Here is a 19,661-nt window from a genome sequence, read left to right as displayed (position 1 = left end):
TACGGCTGCATTGCAAATAGCTGCGGCAACCCCTATGATCTGATCGTATCGGCAAGACATATGCCCATCTGCGCGACCTACTGAAATTTAATCCAGGGGGAAACGGAAAATGAAAACCATACTGACACTAGTCGCCGCCGTGCTGCTGACATCCGCCACGCCCTCCTTCGCTGCGGACCAGCAAACCGAACTCATCAAGCAAGCCGAGGCAGCGGCCACTGCGTGGCTGACACTAACCGATGCCGGCAAATACGGCGAAAGCTGGGAGCGTGCCGGTACATTCTTTAAGACCGGCATCGCAAAAAACACGTGGGAAACCAACATCCGCTCGTTAAGAGCACCGCTTGGCACGGTCAAGGCACGTGAGCTCAAAAGCACGGAATATGCGACCACCTTACCCGGTGCGCCCGATGGCGAATATGTGCTGATCCAGTACGAAACACAGTTCGAAAACAAAAAGTCCGCACTCGAGGCCGTCACACCTATGCGTGAAAAAGACGGCAGCTGGAAAGTTTCGGGCTATTTCATTCGCTAACGGAAATAGCAGGGATAGCAGGGATAGCAGTGAATGGCAAAGGCGAACTATGGGAGCAGTGAAAGATTGCGGACGGGGCAAACCAGAAGGAACGGTGATTGAAAGCGTGACGGCCTTGGCGGCTTAGCTCAACCCCAGGATCCGAAAGCCACCTCGTGAGGGCCTCGAAATCTCTTAATACAGGGCGCCTTGTGGGCAAATCTGGACATAACCAGAATTCTTTCGCGCAGATGACAGCATGGATCTGTCCGTGCGCTTACTGAATATCATCGAATATCATTGAATGTTATTCAGCGTAATTCTTCGCGAGACGGGTAATATTGGCAGCGCCAATTACCACATCTCCAATGCACACAGTGTTACAAGAATGGAATATCATGTCCACTCACAAATTCGTATGCACCATATCAGTTTGTTATATGGCGTAAGGTGCGCACGAGACAGCACTCAGCATTGATACAAGACCATGATCCGTTTCAGACAAATCGAAGCCTTCCGTTCCCTGATGATTTCCGGCACCAGCGTGTCTGCCGCCCGCCGCCTGCATGTGACCCAACCGGCAATCAGCCGGCTGATCGCAGATTTAGAGGCTGACCTCGGTTTCCGTTTGTTCAACCGCGCCAAAGGCCGTTTGGAGCCGACCAACGCCGGTGTGCGCTTTTATAAGGCGGTTGAAGAAAATTTCCTGGGGCTGGAGCGGCTGATGCAAGTGGCCGGCACCATTCGCCATGAAGCGCCGGAAGGCCTCACGATTGCCTGCCTGCCGGTGTTATCCACCACCTTGCTGCCCGAGATATTGCAGCGTTTCTTTAAACAGCATCCGGATGTCTCGGTCAAGATCGATAGCTGCACCGTGCCCGAGATCCTGGTCAGCCTGCAAGACCTCAAGGTCGACATGGCGTTGAGCCTGGCGTTTCCGCCATTTGCCGGTATCGAGGTCGAACCGATCATGGAAGCGACCGTACTGTGCGCGATGCTGGCGACCCATCCCCTGGCGCAGAAAGAAATCATCGTACCCGAAGATCTTGACGGCGAAAACGTGATCGGCTGGATGCCCAACAGCGCGCAGTCCTATGACCGCGAATTATCGACGTTGAAATCGTCCGAGATCCGTCCCAATTACACGATTCAGACGCATACTTCGCACACCCGCTACGCCATGGTTGCGAATGGTTTCGGGGTGGCTATCGTGGAACCGTTTGCAGCCAAGATCTGGCGCCCTCACGGCGTCATCACGCGCCCGTTCAAGGCCGATATCACCTACAAATACATACTCGCCTATCCAAGCGGCGGCATCCGCTCGGAACTGGCGCATGACCTGCGCGAGGCGGCCTTGCACGTTGCGAAGAACTATAATTTCGGTTTGTAGTACAAGCCGAATCGACGACGTAGTGATCAGAGGTCTGTTCGGGTTGCTTGTCGCATTTGCGGTAAAAACGAATAGCTTCTACGGCCGGCTGAGCTAACTCGCAGGCAAGACGATGGTTGCCACCAGGCCGCCATCGATGTGGTTGTGCAACTGCAGCTCACCGCCATGCGCTTGCACGATATTGCGTGCGATACCCAAGCCTAGCCCCATGCCGCCGGCGTTCTGGTCGCGGCCATGCTCCAGCCGGGTGTATGGATCAAACAAACTATGCAAGGCTTCTTCGGGCACGCCCGGGCCGTGATCGCGAATCTCGATCTGGATTTCGTTGCCTGACTCGTCGGTAACGGCAGTCACCGCGATTTCGACTTTTTCACCGTAGTGCAAGGCGTTGTCGAACAAGTTGCCGATAGCGCGCTTGAGCGCCAGCGGCTTTGCCATCACCGTCAATCCCGATTCATTGAACGCCACTTCATGCCCCGCCATGCGGGCGTCGCGGATCATGCGCAAGATCAGCGCGTCAAGCTTTACCTCTGTGCGGTTTTCATGGATATCGCTGTCCTTGACCGATTGCAAAGCGCCTTTCACCATCATGTCGAGCTCATCCAGGTCTTCATGGAATTCGCTGCGCAGCTCCTCGTCGTCGAGCAATTCGGTACGCAACTTCAGGCGCGTAATCGGCGTCCGCAAATCATGCGAGATAGAGACAAACAAACGCTCGCGATCATCCAGATAACGCTTGATGCGCTCGCGCATGGCGCGGAAAGCGCGCGCGGTCTTGATAAATTCGCGGCTGCCGGTTTCCGGCAGTTCCGGCGCAATCTCGCCTTTGCCGAACGCTTCGGCGGCATCCGATAGCGCCGCCAGCGGGCGCGTGGTCCAGCGCACTACCAGGATCGACAGCAACAGCACGGTGGCCAACGACACGCCTTGCAACAACAGCCGTTCCGGCGACAAGGGATTATCGCTATCGAGGAAATAAGGATTAGGCATCAGTGCCGCCAGATATAGCCAGTTGCCTGGCTCAAGCTCGGTCTGGATTACCAGCACCGGCGCCGGGTTGGGCTTGATCAACAGCGTGTGCTGAACCCAGCTGTCCGGCAGATCCGCAACCTGCAAACCTTCCGGCGACACCATCAGATCGTCGGGCCAGGCAAACGCCAGGCGGAATCCGGGCAGGAAAGGCAGATCGGTTTTCAGTGTCGCGCCGATATCGGCCAGCGCCATGTTGGCCAGGGGGTTGTCTGCAATCTTGTGGATGGTGACGGGGCCGTCGTTGGTATTTACAAAAAATCGGGTGCCGCCCATTTCACGCAACTGCTGGATCAGGATCGGCCGATAATTTGCCGGCAAGCTCATGAAAAAACGGATCGCGCTGGCCGCGGTGTGCGCCAGATGCTGGGCCGCAGTCTTGGTTTCGACTTCCGCCTTGCTGCGTAACTGCGCAGACCAGATCAAGCCGCCTGCCAATTGCGTCACCAGCACGCCGAACACCATGACTACCGACAGCCGCCCCAGCAACGTATGCGGCAACAGCCAGGACAGCAACTGGCTATACCAGGCTGACCAGCTACGCTTGGGTACCGCTTCAGATTTGCGCAGCGGCCACATCGGCAGAGAATACATAGCCGGCGCCACGCACCGTCTTGATCAAATGCGGATCTTTGCCGCCATCGTTCAGGCGCAAGCGCAATTTGCTGATCTGCACATCCAGCGAACGGTCCAACGGTCCGACATCGCGGCCGCGGGTTTCTTCGCATAGCACGCCGCGATCGAGCACATCGCCCGGGTGCTCGACAAAATATTTCAGCAGTTGATAATCGAGGCCGGTAAGCGCCACCAGCTGGCCGTCCGGGTCGCTCAGGGTGCGCTCCACCGTATCCAGCGTAAAACCGACGAAGCGGTAATAGCGCGGCGCGACGGCGCTGTCTATGCCGCTGCGGCGATGGATGGCTTTGATCCGCGCCAGCAGTTCCCGCGGGCTGTAGGGTTTAGCGATATAGTCGTCGGCGCCAAGCTCCAGGCCGACCACCCTGTCAGTCTCGTCGGAACTGGCTGTGAGCATGATGATCGGCACGTTGGAACGGCGCCTGACGGTTTTGCACAGGGCGAAACCATCCGTATCCGGCAGCATCACATCCAGGATCACCAGCGACAACTCGTCCGCGTAGCGCTGAAACTCTGCCAGGAATGCTTCGCCATTGTGCGCCAGGCGCACTTCATACTGATTTTTCTCCAGATAGGCTTTTAACAGCGTCCGGGTTTTCTGGTCGTCGTCGACGATCAATATCTTGCGCATTATTCCTGCTTTCCTGTTTTCGACAATGACCGGGCAATGCTCGCCAGCTTACGCTGGATATCGCTCTCGGCCATCTTGTCGTCCATGAAATAACGATGCACCTCAGCCACGATGGCGTCTTTCGCGGTTTCGTCGGCGGCCATGCGATGCACCAGGCTAGGCGCCTGGAATGCACTTCCCTTGCTGAACGCGCTCCATGAAGCGCGCGAGCAGCTATCCATTTTCGACAAATCCGGGGAGCGCCACACCGGAATCGCACCCTTGGCTTGATTGTAAGCGGTTTGCACCGGCTGCGACATGATCAGCTGGGCCAGCTTTTCCTGCACCGGCTGATGCGAATAGTCGCCGGCAAACATGGCCAGGGTGTCGACGCTATACAAATGATAGTCTGCAGTGCCTGGCACCGCTACGCAAGAAAAATCCTGGTCAGTGGTCAAGCCCCAGGCCAGCAACTCGCCCTTGGCCCAATCGCCCATGACAAACATGGCGGCCTCGCCGTTGGCCAGTTGCCGTGTCATGTCCGGCCACGGGCGCTCCTTGAGCGGTGCCGGCATCCATTCCTTGAGCGCCCGCAGACGCTTCAGCGCGTGGGTCATGCGGACGTCGCCGAATGCGCCTGGATTCAAATCGACAAACAAAGAGCGGTAATAGGCGGGGCCGCTTTCGGCCAGCACCAGTGCTTCAAACAAGGTAGCGACCTGCCAGGCTTCGCTGCTTTGCGCCAGCGGAGTAATACCGGCCTGTTTGAGTTTTTCTGCCACCCGGTCGAGTTCAGCCCAGGTTTTTGGCGCTACCAAACCGAGCCGCTCAAAAATCTTCTTGTTATAGAACAGGTTATTGATGCGGTGTATGCCCAGCGGCACCGCCACCACGTGGCCGCGATTATGCACCAGCGACCACACTGTGGGAAACAACAGTTTTTGCCAGCCGCCCGGCGTAGCGACGTCGTCCAGTTCCAGCAGCAAGCCGAGATCGGCCCACTCGCCAAACACAATCCCGTTGAGCTGGGTGGCTTCAGGCGCTTTGCCTGCCAGCACCATGCTCTTGAGCACCTTGCTGGCGCCAAGGCCGGCGCCGCCAGGAATTGCCAGGTCGCGCCATTGAATATTTTCTTCGGCAAGTTTGCTGGTCAGCACGTCAACCGCCTTGCGCTCGCCGGCGGAGGTCCACCAGTGCACCACCTGCAGAGCAGCGGCAGGTTGATTCGCGACGGCGACCGGCGCCATGGTGGCGGCGTCGGCCATACTGATCGTATATTTGAATAGGTAAAATAGTGCCAGGAGTACTGTCAGAAGTACGATCGAGCTACAAGATCTTGAAGCCCGGGTTTTCGCCTCCCCCCTGTCATTCGCGTGTCGCTTATCAATCATCTAGCGCCTTGTTGATATTCTTATAAATGCTTGTTCCGTCTCCCACATCGCGTGTGACTATAGCGCAAGTCCGGTACACAACGTTAATGCTCTTCTCGTTTTGTAAAGAAACGTAAGTTTTCGTAATTTTATCTATAGTGTCGGAAGGACCGTATCGCTGCCGATCGATCCTGCGGCCGGATGAGGGAACAATAATTGGCTGGTTGCTCTGTAAAGATATGTAATCGTAAAAAATCACAGAATTTAACTTTCCCCAATAAAATCAATCACTTAAACAAAGTATCAAGATAAATTACAACTAAGATGGCAGCACATTTTTTATGGTGCTAATGTCTGTTCGCGGCACTTTTAATTGGCTTCGAGCTCTAGAAAGAGCCGCATTACAGATGCAGTAAAGAAGCAGCTGAAGAAACAGTTAAAACCCCAAGCGATAAAAGCCAAGCCATAAAAATCCAAGAGGAGACATTGATGCAAACCATCAACCGAATTCGCACTATCCGCAATGCCGTACTGATCGCCCTGGCTACCGTTGGCACGGCACAAGCCGGCACGTTGACGATTGAGAGCTGGCGCGTCGATGACAAGACCTTGTGGGAAACCGTGCTGATCCCGGCTTTCCAGAAAAAAAATCCCGGGATTGAAGTCAAATTTGCGCCTACCGCTCCTACCGAATACGACTCCAGCCTGACCGCGCGCCTGGCTGGCGGCACCGCTGGCGATTTGATCGCTTGCCGTCCTTTCGATGTCTCCCTATCGCTATACAAGAAGGGCAACCTGGAAAAACTGGATGGCAAACCAGGCATGGAGCACTTCCCTGCTTCGGCCAAGACGGCTTGGCAAAGCGATGATGGCAAAGACACGTTCTGTATGCCAATCGCCTCGGTGATCCACGGCTTCCTGTACAACCAGAAGATTTTCAAAGACCTGAACCTGCAACCGCCGAAGACTGAAGCCGAATTCTTCAAGGTGCTCGACACCATCAAGAGCAATGGCAAATACGCACCGCTGGCGCTGGGCACCAATGACCAGTGGGAATCCAGCCAGATCGTCTTCACCGGTATCGGTCCTAACTACTGGAAAGGCGAAGAAGGCCGTAAGGCGCTGATCGCGGGCAAGGAAAAGTTCACCGACCCTAACTTCGTCAACGCCTTTGAATACGAAGCCAAACTGGGCAAATACCTGTCCAAGGGCGCCAGCTCGCAAACTTATGGCGACAGCCAGAATCAGTTTGCACTGGGCAAGGCAGCGATCTATCCAGCTGGTTCCTGGGATATCGCCTACTTCAACGACAATTCAAAAATCTCGATGGGTGCGTTCCCGCCGCCAGTGCCTAAAGCCGGCGACAAATGCTATATCTCCGATCACAACGATATCGGCATGGGCGTCAACAAGAAATCCAAGAACAAGGAAGATGCCTACAAATTCCTGGCCTGGCTTGGTTCGCAAGAATTTGCTGACATCTACACCAACAAAGTCACTGGATTTTTCTCATTGTCGGATCACCTGATCTCGGTCAAGGACCCGGTTGCCAAGCAGATGATCGACTGGCGTAAATCGTGCTCGTCGACCATCCGCCTCAACGCGCAAATCCTCAACCGCGGTGAACCAAGCATGGAAAACCAGCTGTGGAACGTGAATGCCCAAGTTCTCAACGGCAAACTGGCGCCTAAGGAAGCTGCTGCACAAATCCAGGCTGGTTTCGCCAAGTGGTATAAGCCGCAACAGTAAGCGCTTATTGCAGGCCTATTGCAGCCTATTGCCGCCTGTTGCAACAGTGCTATCGGTTGGCGAAGGAAGGGTTTAAGATCGACCTTGCCCTTTGCCGACCAGGTAGCAGGTGTAGTTTCTCCGAAGTAGTACTACACTTGCATCCAAGGCTTGCCGTTAAGGTAAGCCCGTGAAGAACGGCACTGACACAAAAAATAAGCCGTCATCACGCCCATGGTCCGCTCAGCGGGGCCGTAGCGATTTTCACGATCTTCCCCGTGACGGTCGTTGCGCCCCGGGCGAACTGCATTTCTTGCACTCAAAGAAAACCGGTATGAATCTTCAAAAAAAGACATTCCCCTGGCACATCGTGATATTCCTGGCGCCAGCAGTCATCATCTATTCCATGTTCAGCGCGCTGCCTTTGTTGGATACGCTGCGTCTGGGCTTTTATACCAGCAACGATGCCGGCGTCCACAGTTTCGTCGGCCTCGCCAATTACCACACCATCCTGTTCGATTCGGACTGGTCCAAGGCGTTCTGGAACGCCATGCTGAATAACCTGAAATTTTTCGGGATTCACATGCTGCTGCAAAATCCGATCGGCCTGCTGCTTGCCACCCTGTTCAGCCTCAAGGGCCTGCGTGGCGCCCGCACCTACCGCACGCTGATTTTCCTGCCGACCCTGCTGTCGGTGGTGATCATCGGCTTCATCTGGCAACTGATCCTGTCACCGCTGTGGGGCGTCGGTGAAGGTTTGATGACGCATGTCGGCCTGGGTGATTATTTCGCGCCATGGCTGGGACAAGAAACCACCGCGCTGCTGACGCTGGGTCTGGTCTCGGTCTGGCAATACGTCGGCATCCCGATGATGCTGATCTATGCCGCCCTGCTCGCGGTGCCGGAAGAAGTACTGGAAGCGGCGTATGCCGAAGGCGCCAGTTCGTTCCGTATTTTCTGGCAAATCAAGCTGCCGCTGATTCTGCCGACGCTGGGATTGGTGACGATCCTGACTTTTGTCGCCAACTTCAATGCCTTCGACTTGATCTATTCGGTCAAGGGTGCGCTGGCCGGGCCTAACTACTCCACAGACATCCTGGGCACCTTCTTCTACCGCACCTTCTTCGGTTACCAGGCGCAGATCGGCAGCCCGACCATGGGGGCCGCGGTGGCAACCCTGATGTTCCTGGTCATCCTGCTTGGCGTCGCCAGCTATTTTTATTTCGTGCAGCGCAAGCTGACACGCTACGAACTGTAACGAGGACCGCTCATGACATCCATTTCCTCGCTCTCTCCAGTCGCAGCTGCGCCGATTGTCCGCCCTAGCCGGCTTGCCAACCTGGGACGCATCTGGGTCCATGTGGTGCTGTGCGCCTATGCAGTGATCGCGCTGTTTCCGATCGCCCTGATCCTGATCAATTCGATCAAGTCGCGCGACGCCATCTTCGATAACCCGCTGGCGTTCCCTACGCCGGAGTCGTTTTCGCTGATCGGCTTTGAAAAGGTATTGCATAACACTAATTTCATGCTGTACTTCGGCAACAGCCTGGTGGTCACCTTGGGTTCGCTGGTGCTGATCGTGCTGTTCGGCGCGATGGCCGGCTGGGCCTTGTCGGAATACAAATTCCGCGGCAACCGCCTGATGGCGCTGTATCTGGCGCTGGGTATCATGATCCCGATCCGGCTCGGCACCGTCTCCATCTTGCAACTGGTGGTCAGCCTCAACCTGATCAACACCCGCAGCGCACTGATCCTGGTGTACACCGCGCAAGGCTTGCCGCTGGCGGTGATGATCCTGTCTGAATTCATCCGGCAGATTCCCAAGGAGTTGAAGGATGCTGCACGCTGCGACGGCGTCGGCGAGTTCAAGATCTTCTTCCAGATCATCCTGCCGCTGATCCGCCCGGCGATCGCCACGGTGGCCGTATTCACCATGATCCCGGCCTGGAACGACTTGTGGTTCCCGTTGATCCTGGCGCCTTCGGATGAAACCAAAACCGTCACCCTCGGCGTGCAGCAATTCATCGGCCAATATGTGACCGACTGGAATTCGGTCTTGGCCTCACTGTCGCTGGCCGTGATTCCGATCCTGATCATGTACGTAATATTCTCCCGGCAATTGATTCGTGGCCTGACTTCGGGCGCAGTGAAGTAAAAATCAAGTAAAAGATTAAATCAGTAGTGTCCCAACGTTCGTCATAGGAAAGTGAGCTGGATTTGCTCACTTTCCGCATCAGATTTTTCGGTAGGCGGTGCAAGTAGTTGATTTATTGGTGTTGTTTCAAACATGGTTAGGCTCAAGATTTGTAAAATTTCGTAGAGGCTGTGAGGCAAATGCAAACGTTTTTTGACGATAGCGATGAGGACGTAGGTAGAGACCGCGATCCATATTTGCGTCTTGACGGCATTCTCGCTGGTCCCCAAAAAGGCTTTGATACGCAAATGTTGCTTGATCCATTTGAAGAACAATTCGACTTGCCAGCGTTGCTTGTAAAGTGCCGCAATCATCTCTGGCTTGAGGGCAGAATTGTTGGTCAAGAAGGTGATGCGTTTTCCGGCCTCGTCCTTGACTACGACGCGCCGCAGTGCCGCGGGATAGTCCTTGCTCGAATAGAAAACCGTCAGTACACCCGTTTGGTCGCACACGATGTTGCTCGTGGTTCGGTCGACCGGATGCGAATATCGTCGTTTGAACTTCGTATTGCTTTTGGCTCGTGTCACAAAGAAGGCGTTCATCGCATGCAGCTTGTACAGTCGTCCGAAATCCAGATAGCCGCGATCCATCAGGTAATACGCGCCAGGCTCGATCACCAAGTCGTCGAGGATGTTGACTTCGTGGGTCTTGCCGTCGGTGATGTGAATGAAGCTGGGGATAGAGCCACGCAGATCGAGCAGCGTGTGCAATTTGATTGCAGCTTTGGCGGATCGAAACGGCGCCCACGGATACACCGACAAACACAAATCGATCGTTGTGGCGTCGAACGCGTATACCGTCGCGTCCAAGTCCACCCCAAACGGTTCGTTGGCATACAGAGGGCGTGCCATCGCAATCAGATGCTGCGCAAGATCGGCGTAGATTTGCCAGGGACGCGTAGCATTCGCGTTGGCCAATGTATTGCGAGAAATTGTCGAACATCGAAAGCCCATGTGATACAGCCGATGGGCTTGTGCTCGCAAATTGACTTCGATGTCGCGCAGCGATTCCCGATAAGTCAGTTGCGCGAACGCCATGGCAAAGAACTGATCCAGACAGGAAAAATCTTTGACCTTGTGTTCGCCACGATGAGCGGCCACGCAACGCCGAAAGGTTGTCAACGGCAGATAGGTCATGAGCTGCGAGAAAACGAGCTTGCCTTGATGCATAGGAGCCTTCGGCGGAAATCCGCAAAAAGCACCAATTTTGCGCCTCGACGTTCAAATCGAGACCAAACAAAAACATCAATTTATACAAGCAAATCATTAACTTACGAACTCCTGACGTGAAAACGTTGGGACACTACTGAGATTAAATAACGATTAAGTAACGATCAAGTAAAACACAGCAGAAGACGAGACATTCCATGGCAAACGTAAGCGTTAAGCAACTCACCAAATCGTATGACGGCAAGCAGAACGTGCTGGCCGACCTCAACCTGGAAATCAAGAATGGCGAATTCGTCGTGCTGGTGGGACCTTCCGGCTGCGGTAAATCAACCCTGCTGCGCATGTTGTGCGGGCTGGAAAGCATCACTAGCGGCGAGCTGTCGATCGGCGACCGGGTAGTCAATCATTTACCGCCGGCCGAGCGCGGTATTGCGATGGTGTTCCAGAGCTACGCCTTATACCCGCACATGACCGTGTACAAGAACATGGCCTTCGGCCTGAAGATCGCCGGCGCCGACAAAGCTGCCATCGACCAGCGTATCCGCCATGCTGCAGGCATCCTGAAAATCGATCATCTGCTGGATCGCTTGCCGCGCGAACTGTCGGGCGGCCAGCGCCAGCGCGTCGCCATCGGCCGCGCGATTGTGCGCAAGCCGAAACTGTTCCTGTTTGACGAACCGCTGTCCAACCTGGATGCCGCATTGCGGGTCCAGACCCGGCTCGAAATCGCCAAGCTGCATAAACAACTGGAGGCCACCATCGTCTACGTTACCCACGACCAGGTCGAGGCCATGACATTGGGCGACAAGATCGTGGTGATGAACGACGGCTATATCCAGCAAGCCGGTTCGCCGCTGGAGCTGTACCAGCGCCCGCAAAACCTGTTCGTCGCGACCTTTATCGGTTCGCCGAAAATGAATCTGTTCAACGGCATGGTGGCGGCAGTCGAGGCCGATCACCTGCGAGTCAAACTCAGCAGCGGCCAGGAAATCCGTGCCGACGTAAGCGCCGGAAGCACCAAGGCCGGCGATGCCGTCACGATTGGACTGCGGCCTGAACATATTCTGGAAAACGCGCATAGTGGTGAAGTGTTCAGCGGCAAAGTCAGCATCGTCGAGCATCTGGGCGAAGCCAACTTTATCTACGTCACGCTGCAGGACGGCCAGGATCTGCTGGTGCGCGGCGACGGCAACAACCCGGTGCATATCGGCGACAGCGTTACCTTGTCAGCGCCAAGCAACGCTTTCCACGTATTCGACGCCAAAGGCCTGGCGTTGGCACGGCTGAAGCCAGGCAATATGATTTCATCTAAACAATAACAATGCAGTCACAGACATTAGATACACTATGCGCCTCGAAAAAGGCGTGGGAGTTGAATTGAAAACAGCGTACGAATATCTGATCGGCGTCGACGGCGGCGGCACTAAAACCCACATCCGCGTGGAACGCCCGGATGGCAGCCATGTCACCGACGGCAGCAGCGGACCATCCGCGCTGATGCATGGCACCGGCAACGCCTGGGACGCCATCGTCACGGCGCTGGATAGTGCATTTCAGAGTGCAGGCATCAACCGCCCGCCGCTTCAGGCGATCGCAGCAGGTTGCGGCTTGTCGGGTGTTAACAACCCGCTGTGGGCTGCACAATTTACTGAGCAGAACCCCGGTTTCGGCGCGCTGGCAATTGGCACCGATGCCTTCACCACGTTGCTGGGCGCGCATTTGGGCCAGGCCGGCGCGATAGTAGCGATTGGCACCGGCAGCGTCGGCGAAGTCTTGCGGGCGGACGGCAGCCGCAACGAGGTCGGCGGCTGGGGTTTCATCACCGGTGACGAAGCCAGCGGCGGCTGGATCGGCCTGCGCGCCGCCAATCATGTGGAACGCGTTCTGGATGGCCGTGCCACAGGAGGGACGCTGGCCAGCGCCATCGTCCGTTTCTGCGGCGGCGGTGAAACATGCAGCGCCAGCGAAAACCGGGAGCGGGTGCTGGCCTGGGCCAACAGCGCCAATCAAAGCCTCTTTGCGCAACTGGCGCCGCTGGTAGTAGCCCACGCCGGACAGGATGAAGCCGCGCTGACCATCTTGCGCAAAGCAGGTCATGAAATCGCCCAGATCGCCCACGCGCTCGACCCTTCGCAGCAATTGCCGATCGCCCTGTGCGGCGGCCTCGCCGGCCCGTTGCAAGCCTATCTGCCGGAACCGTTAAAATCCCGCGCGATCAGGCCGCGCGCCAACGCCGCAACCGGCGCATTGCTGCTGCTGCGTCAGCAACTCGAAACAGAGTCCGTAGGAGAAACGATATGAGTAGCAGCATGGATAACAACACAACGCAACTGCATGGCAATGTCTTGACTACCGACGGCTGGGTTGCCGGCAGCATCGGCTTCAGCGACATGGTCACCGAAATCCGCGGCGAAGCGCTGGACCATGCGCCGGCCGATGGCGATTATATTTTGCCCGGCTTTATCGATTTGCACGTCCACGGCGGCGGCGGCAAGGACATCATGGAAGCCGGCGACGCAGTGCATGTGGTCTCGCGCCTGCATGCACAACATGGCACCACCAGCATGCTGGCCACCACCATGACCGCGCCGGCGGAGGAACTGGAAGCCGCTCTGGGCGCAATCGGCCGCGCTTGCCGTGGCCGCCGCGCAGGTGGCGCACGGGTGCTTGGCGCGCATCTGGAAGGCCCTTATATCAATCCCGGCAAGCTCGGTGCGCAACCCGATTTTGCGATTGCCGCGACATTGGAACAGGTAGATTGGCTACGCAGTTTTGCGCCGTTGAAACTGATCACCATCGCGCCGGAAATCAATGACCACATGGCCTTGGTGAAAACCCTGTCCAATCTCGGCATGCGGGTACAGATCGGCCATACCCTGGGCACTTATGAAGATGGCGTGGCTGCCCTGAAAAATGGTGCCGCCGGCTTTACCCACCTGTTCAACGCCATGAGTTCATTTCATCATCGGCAACCCGGCATGGCTGGCGCCGCCCTGGCCCATGCCGAATATGCCGAACTGATTCCGGATCTGCTGCATGTTCATCCGGGCGCTATCAAGACTGCGCTGCGGGCTATCCCGCGCCTGTATTGCGTCACCGATTCCACTGCTGCCTCCGGCATGCCGGACGGCGAGTATATGCTGGGACGCCAGGTAGTCCATAAATGCCTGGGCGGCGTCCGCCTTGCCGATGGCACGCTGGCAGGCAGTACCCTGACCATGGATCAAGCCTTGCGCAACCTGGTTTCGCTCGGATTGGAAATAGCCGAGGCTTCGCTGCGCGTCTCCACCTATCCGGCCGACTATCTCGGCATGCAGGAACGCGGCCGCCTCAAAGAAGGCTGCTTCGCCGACATCCTGGTGCTGGATCGCCAGCTCAAACTCAAAGCCGTATATGTAGAAGGAGAAAAAATTGACCTCGTTGATGCTTAAAGAAGCCCGCTCGGCGGCAGAATATGTCGCCTTGCAGCTCAGCCAGGATCGAGACCGCTACGCAGAACTGGGGCAACGTCTCAGGGCCACGCCGCCATCGACCATCCTGACGGTGGCGCGTGGCAGTTCCGACCATGCCGCCAATTATTGCGCGTATCTGATCATGGCGCGCCTGGGCCGGATTGTCGCCTCGCTGCCGCTATCGCTGGTGACCCTGAACAAAGCGCCGTTGATCGCCCGCGACGCACTCGCCATCGCTATTTCACAGTCGGGCCAAAGCCCTGACGTGATCGAACCTATCCGTTATTTCCGTGATAGCGGCGCCACTACTGTGGCACTGGTGAACGACGCTGCATCGCCACTGGCCGCTGCCGCCGAATGGACCCTGCCCTTGCATGCCGGCGCCGAGCTGAGCGTGGCCGCCACCAAGAGCTTTATCGCCAGCCTGGTTGCTGCCGCCAGACTCGCTGCACACTGGCAAGACGACACCGCATTCCTGGCCGCCATCGACGCCCTGCCGCAAGCGTTGACCGCCGCTACCCAGCTTGACTGGGCTCCCGCCATCGAAGTGCTGGCCCCCTCCTCGCGCATCATGGTGGTTGGCCGCGGCATCAGCTTGCCGCTGGCTTTGGAATCTGCATTGAAGTTCAAGGAAACCTCGGCCATCCAGGCTGAAGCCTTCAGCGGCGCCGAAATCAAGCATGGCCCTATGGCTTTGATCGACGAAGGTTATCCGCTGCTGATCTTCGCTACGCGCGGACCGACCCAGGCCGGTTTGCTCAAATTGGCGGAAGAAATGCGCGGGCGCGGCGCCAAGGTGTTGCTGGCAGCGCCGGACGATGTTGCGGCACGCGACCTGACGCTGCCGGTCGCCGCCGCTCCGGATCTCGATCCGATCGTCGCAATCCAGGCCTTCTACGTGATGGCGGCACAGTTGGCAGTGGCGCGTGGCATGGATCCTGACCAGCCGCGGCATTTGAGTAAGGTCACCAAGACCGAATAAGATCGTAAAAAAGTCATTCCGACACGTGTCGGAATGACATGACAAGCACTATTCGAACATGCGTTAAAACATATGGCGCATTCCAACCCGTAGCAACGCCTGCGCATTATTGCTTGACGGTTCGAACGAATCGCCGATGACAGCAGCCACGCCATCCGACACCCTGCGATAGTCCGCTGACACGTAAATATCACTACGTTTGGACAGATGGTAATTCAGCCCCAGCGACACCTGATTTGCTTTTGTGCCGGCAACTTTCATATGTTGATAACCCAGCGTGCCATCAAGCGTGGCACTGATATGATAATGACCGCCGACTTCCATCAACCGCAGATTTTCTGTATTGCCGTAACCTTTGAATTTGATGTCTGCAAAATTGATCATCGCAGTAAAGTCGCCAATCTCATAGGCACTCCCGATTGCAAAAATCTTCTGGTTATCAATCGCCATATCCTCCATCGGTGCTCGTTCGCCGGTTTCAGGATCAATTTCGAACGTAGGTTGCCTCAGAAAAGTTGACAGACCCAGGCTTTGATAAGGGCCGATAGCCTCCGTGCCGCGCGGCTTGTTGAGCTGCATATAGGAAGCGCCGATGGCAAATGAACCGTTGGCGTAGTGCGCCCCTATATTCCATGCGCTACCGCTGCCACCGCCGGCAGTTTCCTGGTCGGGCTGAGCGCTTTTGTCCGCAAATGAATACAGTGCGCCGAAAGTCAGTCCATCGAAATCGGCACTGGAAAATTTGATTGAGCGTTGTACCGCATTGCCTGCGATGCGGTCGAAATTTCCTTGATGCGCGGCGTAACCGCTGGCGCCGGCACTGATGTTGAACGGCGTGACATAGTCATTGATCAAATCGAGTTGGGTGCCGAGAGTCACCTGGCCATAGCGGTTTCCCAAGCCAACCATGGCAATCCGGTCAAACAAGGTACCCTCCGAGGACAAGGAGCCATCGTCCAGACTGAAGCTGTTTTCCAGTTGGAACACAGCATGCAGCCCGCCCCCCAGGGCTTCCACGCCTTTCATGCCCCAATGATTGGGATCCATCACTCCGGTATCCAATTTTCTATTACTTTGACCGGCTTCATTGCTGACGAAGGTCACGCCTGCATCCAACACACCATAAAATACAACACTGGTTTTTGGCACATTTTTCTTATCGTCCTCCGGCATGGCGGTTTGCGCCAGGACAGTCGGTGAGAATGCGAACGCGCAGCTGCTGCCAATAATACTTAATAAGTTTTTCATACTTGTATTCCTAATATTCCCACGATTTGAATGCGCGATGCACAAGCAGGCAGATGAACCTCACCCGACTGCTTGTGACAAGTTAATGAGCGGTCAGAACCACTGGCCGTAACGACGGATATAGATCGTCTTCACTATCTGAGTCAGCACCATGTAACCAACCATGGTGGCGATCAGCCAGAGGAAATACGATTTATCGAGAGGAATGAATCCGATAGACGCAGCCAGCGGCGAGAACGGCAGGTAGCAACCGATCGCGATGGCAATCGAAGTCGACAGCAGCACCGGCAATGTCGCTGTACTTTGAATGAAAGGAATCTTGCGAGTACGTAGCATATGCACGACCAGCGTCTGTGAGACCAGGCCTTCAATAAACCAGCCGGAATGCATGATGCTTTGCCCACCATCTCCGGTGCCCGCGTAGTAAGCGGCGCCAGCGCCAAACACTGTCCACATCAAGATATAGGTAGTCATATCGAATACCGATGAGGTCGGGCCGAGCCAGAGCATGAATCGGCGGATATTATTAGCCTCCCATTTGCGCGGCTTCTTGAGGAAGTCTTCATCCATCTTGTCCCACGGCAGCATCATTTGCGAAATGTCGTAGATCAGGTTTTGAATCAGCAAATGCACCGCCAGCATTGGTTCCCACGGCAGCCAGGCAGACGCGACCAGCACCGAAAACACGTTGCCGAAATTGGAGCTGGCAGTCATGTTCAGATATTTGAGAATATTGCCGAATGTTTCACGTCCCTTGACGACACCTTCTTCCAGCACCATCAAGCTCTTTTCAAGCAAGATGATATCGGCGGTTTCTTTCGCAATATCAGCGCCGCTATCGACAGAGATACCAACGTCGGCATCGCGCAATGCAGGCGCATCGTTAATACCGTCGCCAAGGAAGCCGACGGTATGGCCATTCGCTTGCAGCGCTTTGACTACGCGTGATTTTTGCAGGGGAGTAAGTTTGGCAAAGACTGTGGTGTATTTAACCGCGTCATTCAAGCGTTCATCGTCCATCGCCTCAATTTCCGGGCCGACCAGAGGTACACCCGGATCAAGGCCGACATCGCGACAGACTTTGAGCGTCACAATGGCGTTATCGCCAGTCAATACCTTGACTGCAACACCGTAATCCTGCAGCGCGCGAATTGCCGGTGCGGCAGAGTCCTTTGGCGGATCAAAAAAGGTGAGGAAACCACGCACTACCAGTTTCTCTTCGTCAGAGGTCTTGTACTGCGCCTTGGCATCTGCAGCATCGATCTGGCGAGTCGCGACAACCAGGACGCGATAGCCTTCTTCGTTGTATTCTCGCGATTTTTCCAGCAACTCGGTACGCGCACTTTCATCCAGCACCTGAATGACATTACCTTCTTGCGTATGCGTGCATACGGCCAGCATTTCTTCGACGGCGCCTTTGGACACCATCAACTGCGCACCGTTTTGGTCTTCCACTATTACTGACAGACGGCGACGAATGAAATCAAAGGGCATTTCATCGATTTTGCTGTACTGCAGGAGTTTCGCAGCCGGGCCACGTTCATCAGCATGGCTGACGACCGCGATATCCATCAAATTCTTTTGCCCGCTTTGGTGAAAGCTGTTCAACCAGGCGAGTTGCAATATATTCTTATCTTCTTTGCCGCTGATATCCAAGTGGCGCTCCAGGATGATCTTGTCTTGCGTCAGCGTGCCAGTCTTATCGGTGCACAATACATCCATTGCGCCAAAATTCTGTACCGAGTTCAAGCGCTTGACCACCACTTTGCGGCGCGCCATAGCCATGGCGCCTTTAGCCAGGTTGGCTGAGACGATCATCGGCAACATTTCCGGCGTCAGGCCAACCGCCACCGCCAGCGCAAATGTCAGCGCCGACATCCAGTCGCCCTTGGTCAGGCCGTTAATCATGAAAACGACGGGCACCATGACCAGCATGAAGCGAATCAACAACCAGGAAACACTGCTTACGCCACGATCGAAACTGGTTTCAACACGCTTGTGACTCACCACATTTTTTGCCAGCGAACCGAAATAGGTATTGGCGCCGGTGGCTACCACCACGGCAGTTGCGGTGCCGCTGACGACGTTAGTTCCCATGAAACAGATATCGGAAAGTTCAAGTAAGTCAGCTTTGCTATCAGGATCAGCGTTGGCATTTGGATCGGCATTGGCGGATTTCTGCGATACAGCGCCAAGCGTATCGTATTTTTCGACTGGCAGCGCTTCACCGGTCAGGATTGCCTGGCTGATGAAAAGATCGCGCGATGCAAACAGCCGGATATCTGCCGGAATCATGTCGCCAGCCTGCAAACTGACCACATCGCCGACTACCAGTTCTTGCATTGGAACTTCCCGGCGCTCGGGCTTGGCGGCATCATTCGTCCGGCGCAGGACCGTTGCAGTGTTGCGCACCATGGATTTCAACCGTTCCGCCGCTTGATTCGAGCGATATTCCTGATAGAAACGGAGGAAACTACTAAGTAGCACCATCGTTACCAGGATAATGATGCCGGTGTAACTACGATCGTCAGGCTCTTCCAGATAAACATCCGTCACAAAGCTGACGCATGCCAGTACCAGCAGCACAATCACGAAAGGGTTTTTGAAGGCGAGGAATAGCTGCACCAGCACGTGTGGCGCCTTGTCGTGCGCGACTTCGTTTGGACCGGAGCGCCGCAGACGCTCCGCAGCCTCATGTGCAAACAGGCCAAGTGGCGAGCTTTTGGTGCTATTAAAGGTGGATTGAAAAGGTTTGCCGGATTCTTCGGCTACGCGCATCGAAAGTTCTTCTTCCGGTGCCGGGGATGTCGATACGAATCCTTTCTGCTTCTGCTTGGGCTTACCTGTTTTATGTGGTGGTATCTGAGTCATTTGATTCTCCTGCGCCGCGTGGCCGGCGCGAGAAAATCCTGTCTTTATTCAGACAATACCATCCCCCGCCGCGCCACGACCAAGCGTGTTCGGTTGATAAAAATAATTGGACGAAGGCCGCCCGCTGTGGTTATCGTGATGACTATCCAAGCGGGCGTCCTATCGCTGCCTTCGCTGTCGCCTTCCATGAAATCCTTTAGTTACACTTGTTGAAAATAATTTTTCCGTGCGCTTTTGTGCGCAGTGTTGTGTACGTTTACAAGTCCACGACCTTGATGAAATCCGTCCTTTTCACGCCAATCAATGATTCATAAAGATGGGGGCGGTGTACACCTGCTTTGCGCTATCCGTCTCCAATGGAGACAATATATTCAATAGGATAAACAGCCAGGCTATGGCTACAGCGAGGGCTAGCAATACTGCGTTTCTTGCGCTTAAAAATTGATGATGCATGCCGACCTCCGTACG

General features: G+C 55.6%; 15 protein-coding genes. 9 read left to right on the top strand and 6 right to left on the bottom strand.

The features are described 5' to 3' along the window. The first annotated feature begins 109 nt into the window (after nt 1–109). Together KHU29_RS01000 and KHU29_RS00995 are read left to right on the top strand one after the other, a co-directional pair. Nucleotides 110–535 carry a DUF4019 domain-containing protein gene (locus KHU29_RS01000; RefSeq protein WP_211450835.1) on the top strand — a complete coding sequence of 142 codons (426 nt, stop codon included), beginning with the start codon at nt 110–112 and terminating at the stop codon, nt 533–535. A 466-nt stretch (nt 536–1,001) separates the two neighbouring features. Continuing rightward, nucleotides 1,002–1,904: a LysR substrate-binding domain-containing protein gene (locus KHU29_RS00995; protein WP_211450834.1), complete on the top strand. Its 903-nt coding sequence runs from the start codon at nt 1,002–1,004 to the stop codon at nt 1,902–1,904. Nucleotides 1,905–1,997: 93 nt separating this feature from the next. On the opposite strand, the gene KHU29_RS00990 is transcribed toward KHU29_RS00995, so the two are convergent. The 3 genes from KHU29_RS00990 to KHU29_RS00980 form a co-directional block, all read right to left on the bottom strand. Beyond that, nucleotides 1,998–3,398 (bottom strand): ATP-binding protein, encoded by a 1,401-nt coding sequence (locus KHU29_RS00990; RefSeq protein ID WP_425514439.1) that lies wholly within the window; start codon nt 3,396–3,398, stop codon nt 1,998–2,000. Between the two features lie 91 nt (nt 3,399–3,489). Continuing rightward, nucleotides 3,490–4,203, bottom strand: coding sequence for a response regulator (locus KHU29_RS00985; RefSeq protein ID WP_343216017.1), 714 nt, complete (start codon nt 4,201–4,203; stop codon nt 3,490–3,492). Next, nucleotides 4,200–5,444: an ABC transporter substrate-binding protein gene (locus KHU29_RS00980; RefSeq protein WP_246541319.1), complete on the bottom strand. Its 1,245-nt coding sequence runs from the start codon at nt 5,442–5,444 to the stop codon at nt 4,200–4,202. Before KHU29_RS00980 ends, KHU29_RS00985 begins: the two co-directional genes overlap by 4 nt. Before the next feature lie 594 nt (nt 5,445–6,038). On the opposite strand from KHU29_RS00980, the gene KHU29_RS00975 reads away from it, so the two are divergent. The 3 genes from KHU29_RS00975 to KHU29_RS00965 all read left to right on the top strand — a co-directional run bounded on the left by KHU29_RS00975 (nt 6,039) and on the right by KHU29_RS00965 (nt 9,432). After that, complete coding sequence (locus KHU29_RS00975; protein WP_211450831.1) at nt 6,039–7,298, top strand: ABC transporter substrate-binding protein; 1,260 nt, start codon at nt 6,039–6,041, stop codon at nt 7,296–7,298. Nucleotides 7,299–7,611: 313 nt separating this feature from the next. Further along, the gene (locus KHU29_RS00970) at nt 7,612–8,535 is read left to right on the top strand and encodes a carbohydrate ABC transporter permease (protein ID WP_211450830.1); all 924 of its coding nucleotides are present in this window, start codon (nt 7,612–7,614) and stop codon (nt 8,533–8,535) included. 12 nt (nt 8,536–8,547) lie between these two features. Further along, entirely contained in the window at nt 8,548–9,432 is an 885-nt protein-coding gene (locus tag KHU29_RS00965) for a carbohydrate ABC transporter permease (RefSeq protein ID WP_211450829.1), read from the top strand. Nucleotides 9,433–9,473: 41 nt separating this feature from the next. Here the strand turns inward: KHU29_RS00965 and KHU29_RS00960 are convergent, their stop codons facing one another. Continuing rightward, entirely contained in the window at nt 9,474–10,640 is a 1,167-nt protein-coding gene (locus tag KHU29_RS00960; RefSeq protein WP_211450828.1) for an IS4 family transposase, read from the bottom strand. Between the two features lie 197 nt (nt 10,641–10,837). Between KHU29_RS00960 and KHU29_RS00955 the strand changes: the two genes are divergently transcribed. From KHU29_RS00955 to KHU29_RS00940, 4 genes are read left to right on the top strand one after another with little or no spacing between them, the layout of a single operon-like run. Next, complete coding sequence (locus KHU29_RS00955; protein ID WP_211450827.1) at nt 10,838–11,959, top strand: ABC transporter ATP-binding protein; 1,122 nt, start codon at nt 10,838–10,840, stop codon at nt 11,957–11,959. Between the two features lie 28 nt (nt 11,960–11,987). Further along, nucleotides 11,988–12,941, top strand: a complete 954-nt coding sequence (locus KHU29_RS00950; protein ID WP_211450826.1) for a glucosamine kinase nucleotide-binding domain-containing protein — start codon at nt 11,988–11,990, stop codon at nt 12,939–12,941. Between the two features lie 8 nt (nt 12,942–12,949). Beyond that, the gene (gene nagA, locus KHU29_RS00945) at nt 12,950–14,071 is read left to right on the top strand and encodes an N-acetylglucosamine-6-phosphate deacetylase (RefSeq protein ID WP_211450825.1); all 1,122 of its coding nucleotides are present in this window, start codon (nt 12,950–12,952) and stop codon (nt 14,069–14,071) included. Then, nucleotides 14,052–15,074 (top strand): SIS domain-containing protein, encoded by a 1,023-nt coding sequence (locus KHU29_RS00940; protein WP_246541318.1) that lies wholly within the window; start codon nt 14,052–14,054, stop codon nt 15,072–15,074. Before nagA ends, KHU29_RS00940 begins: the two co-directional genes overlap by 20 nt. A 63-nt stretch (nt 15,075–15,137) precedes the next feature. On the opposite strand, the gene KHU29_RS00935 is transcribed toward KHU29_RS00940, so the two are convergent. Next, the gene (locus tag KHU29_RS00935; protein ID WP_211450824.1) at nt 15,138–16,367 is read right to left on the bottom strand and encodes a porin; all 1,230 of its coding nucleotides are present in this window, start codon (nt 16,365–16,367) and stop codon (nt 15,138–15,140) included. Nucleotides 16,368–16,415: 48 nt separating this feature from the next. Then, a complete protein-coding gene (gene mgtA / locus KHU29_RS00930) occupies nt 16,416–19,193 on the bottom strand; it encodes a magnesium-translocating P-type ATPase (RefSeq protein ID WP_211450823.1) in 2,778 nt (925 codons plus the stop codon). Nucleotides 19,194–19,661: the final 468 nt, after the last annotated feature.

It is taken from the genome of Collimonas antrihumi (genome assembly GCF_018304965.1).
Lineage (GTDB): Bacteria > Pseudomonadota > Gammaproteobacteria > Burkholderiales > Burkholderiaceae_D > Collimonas > Collimonas antrihumi.
Note: the sequence above shows the minus strand (reverse complement) of the source record. Positions and strands in the feature narration are given on the sequence as shown.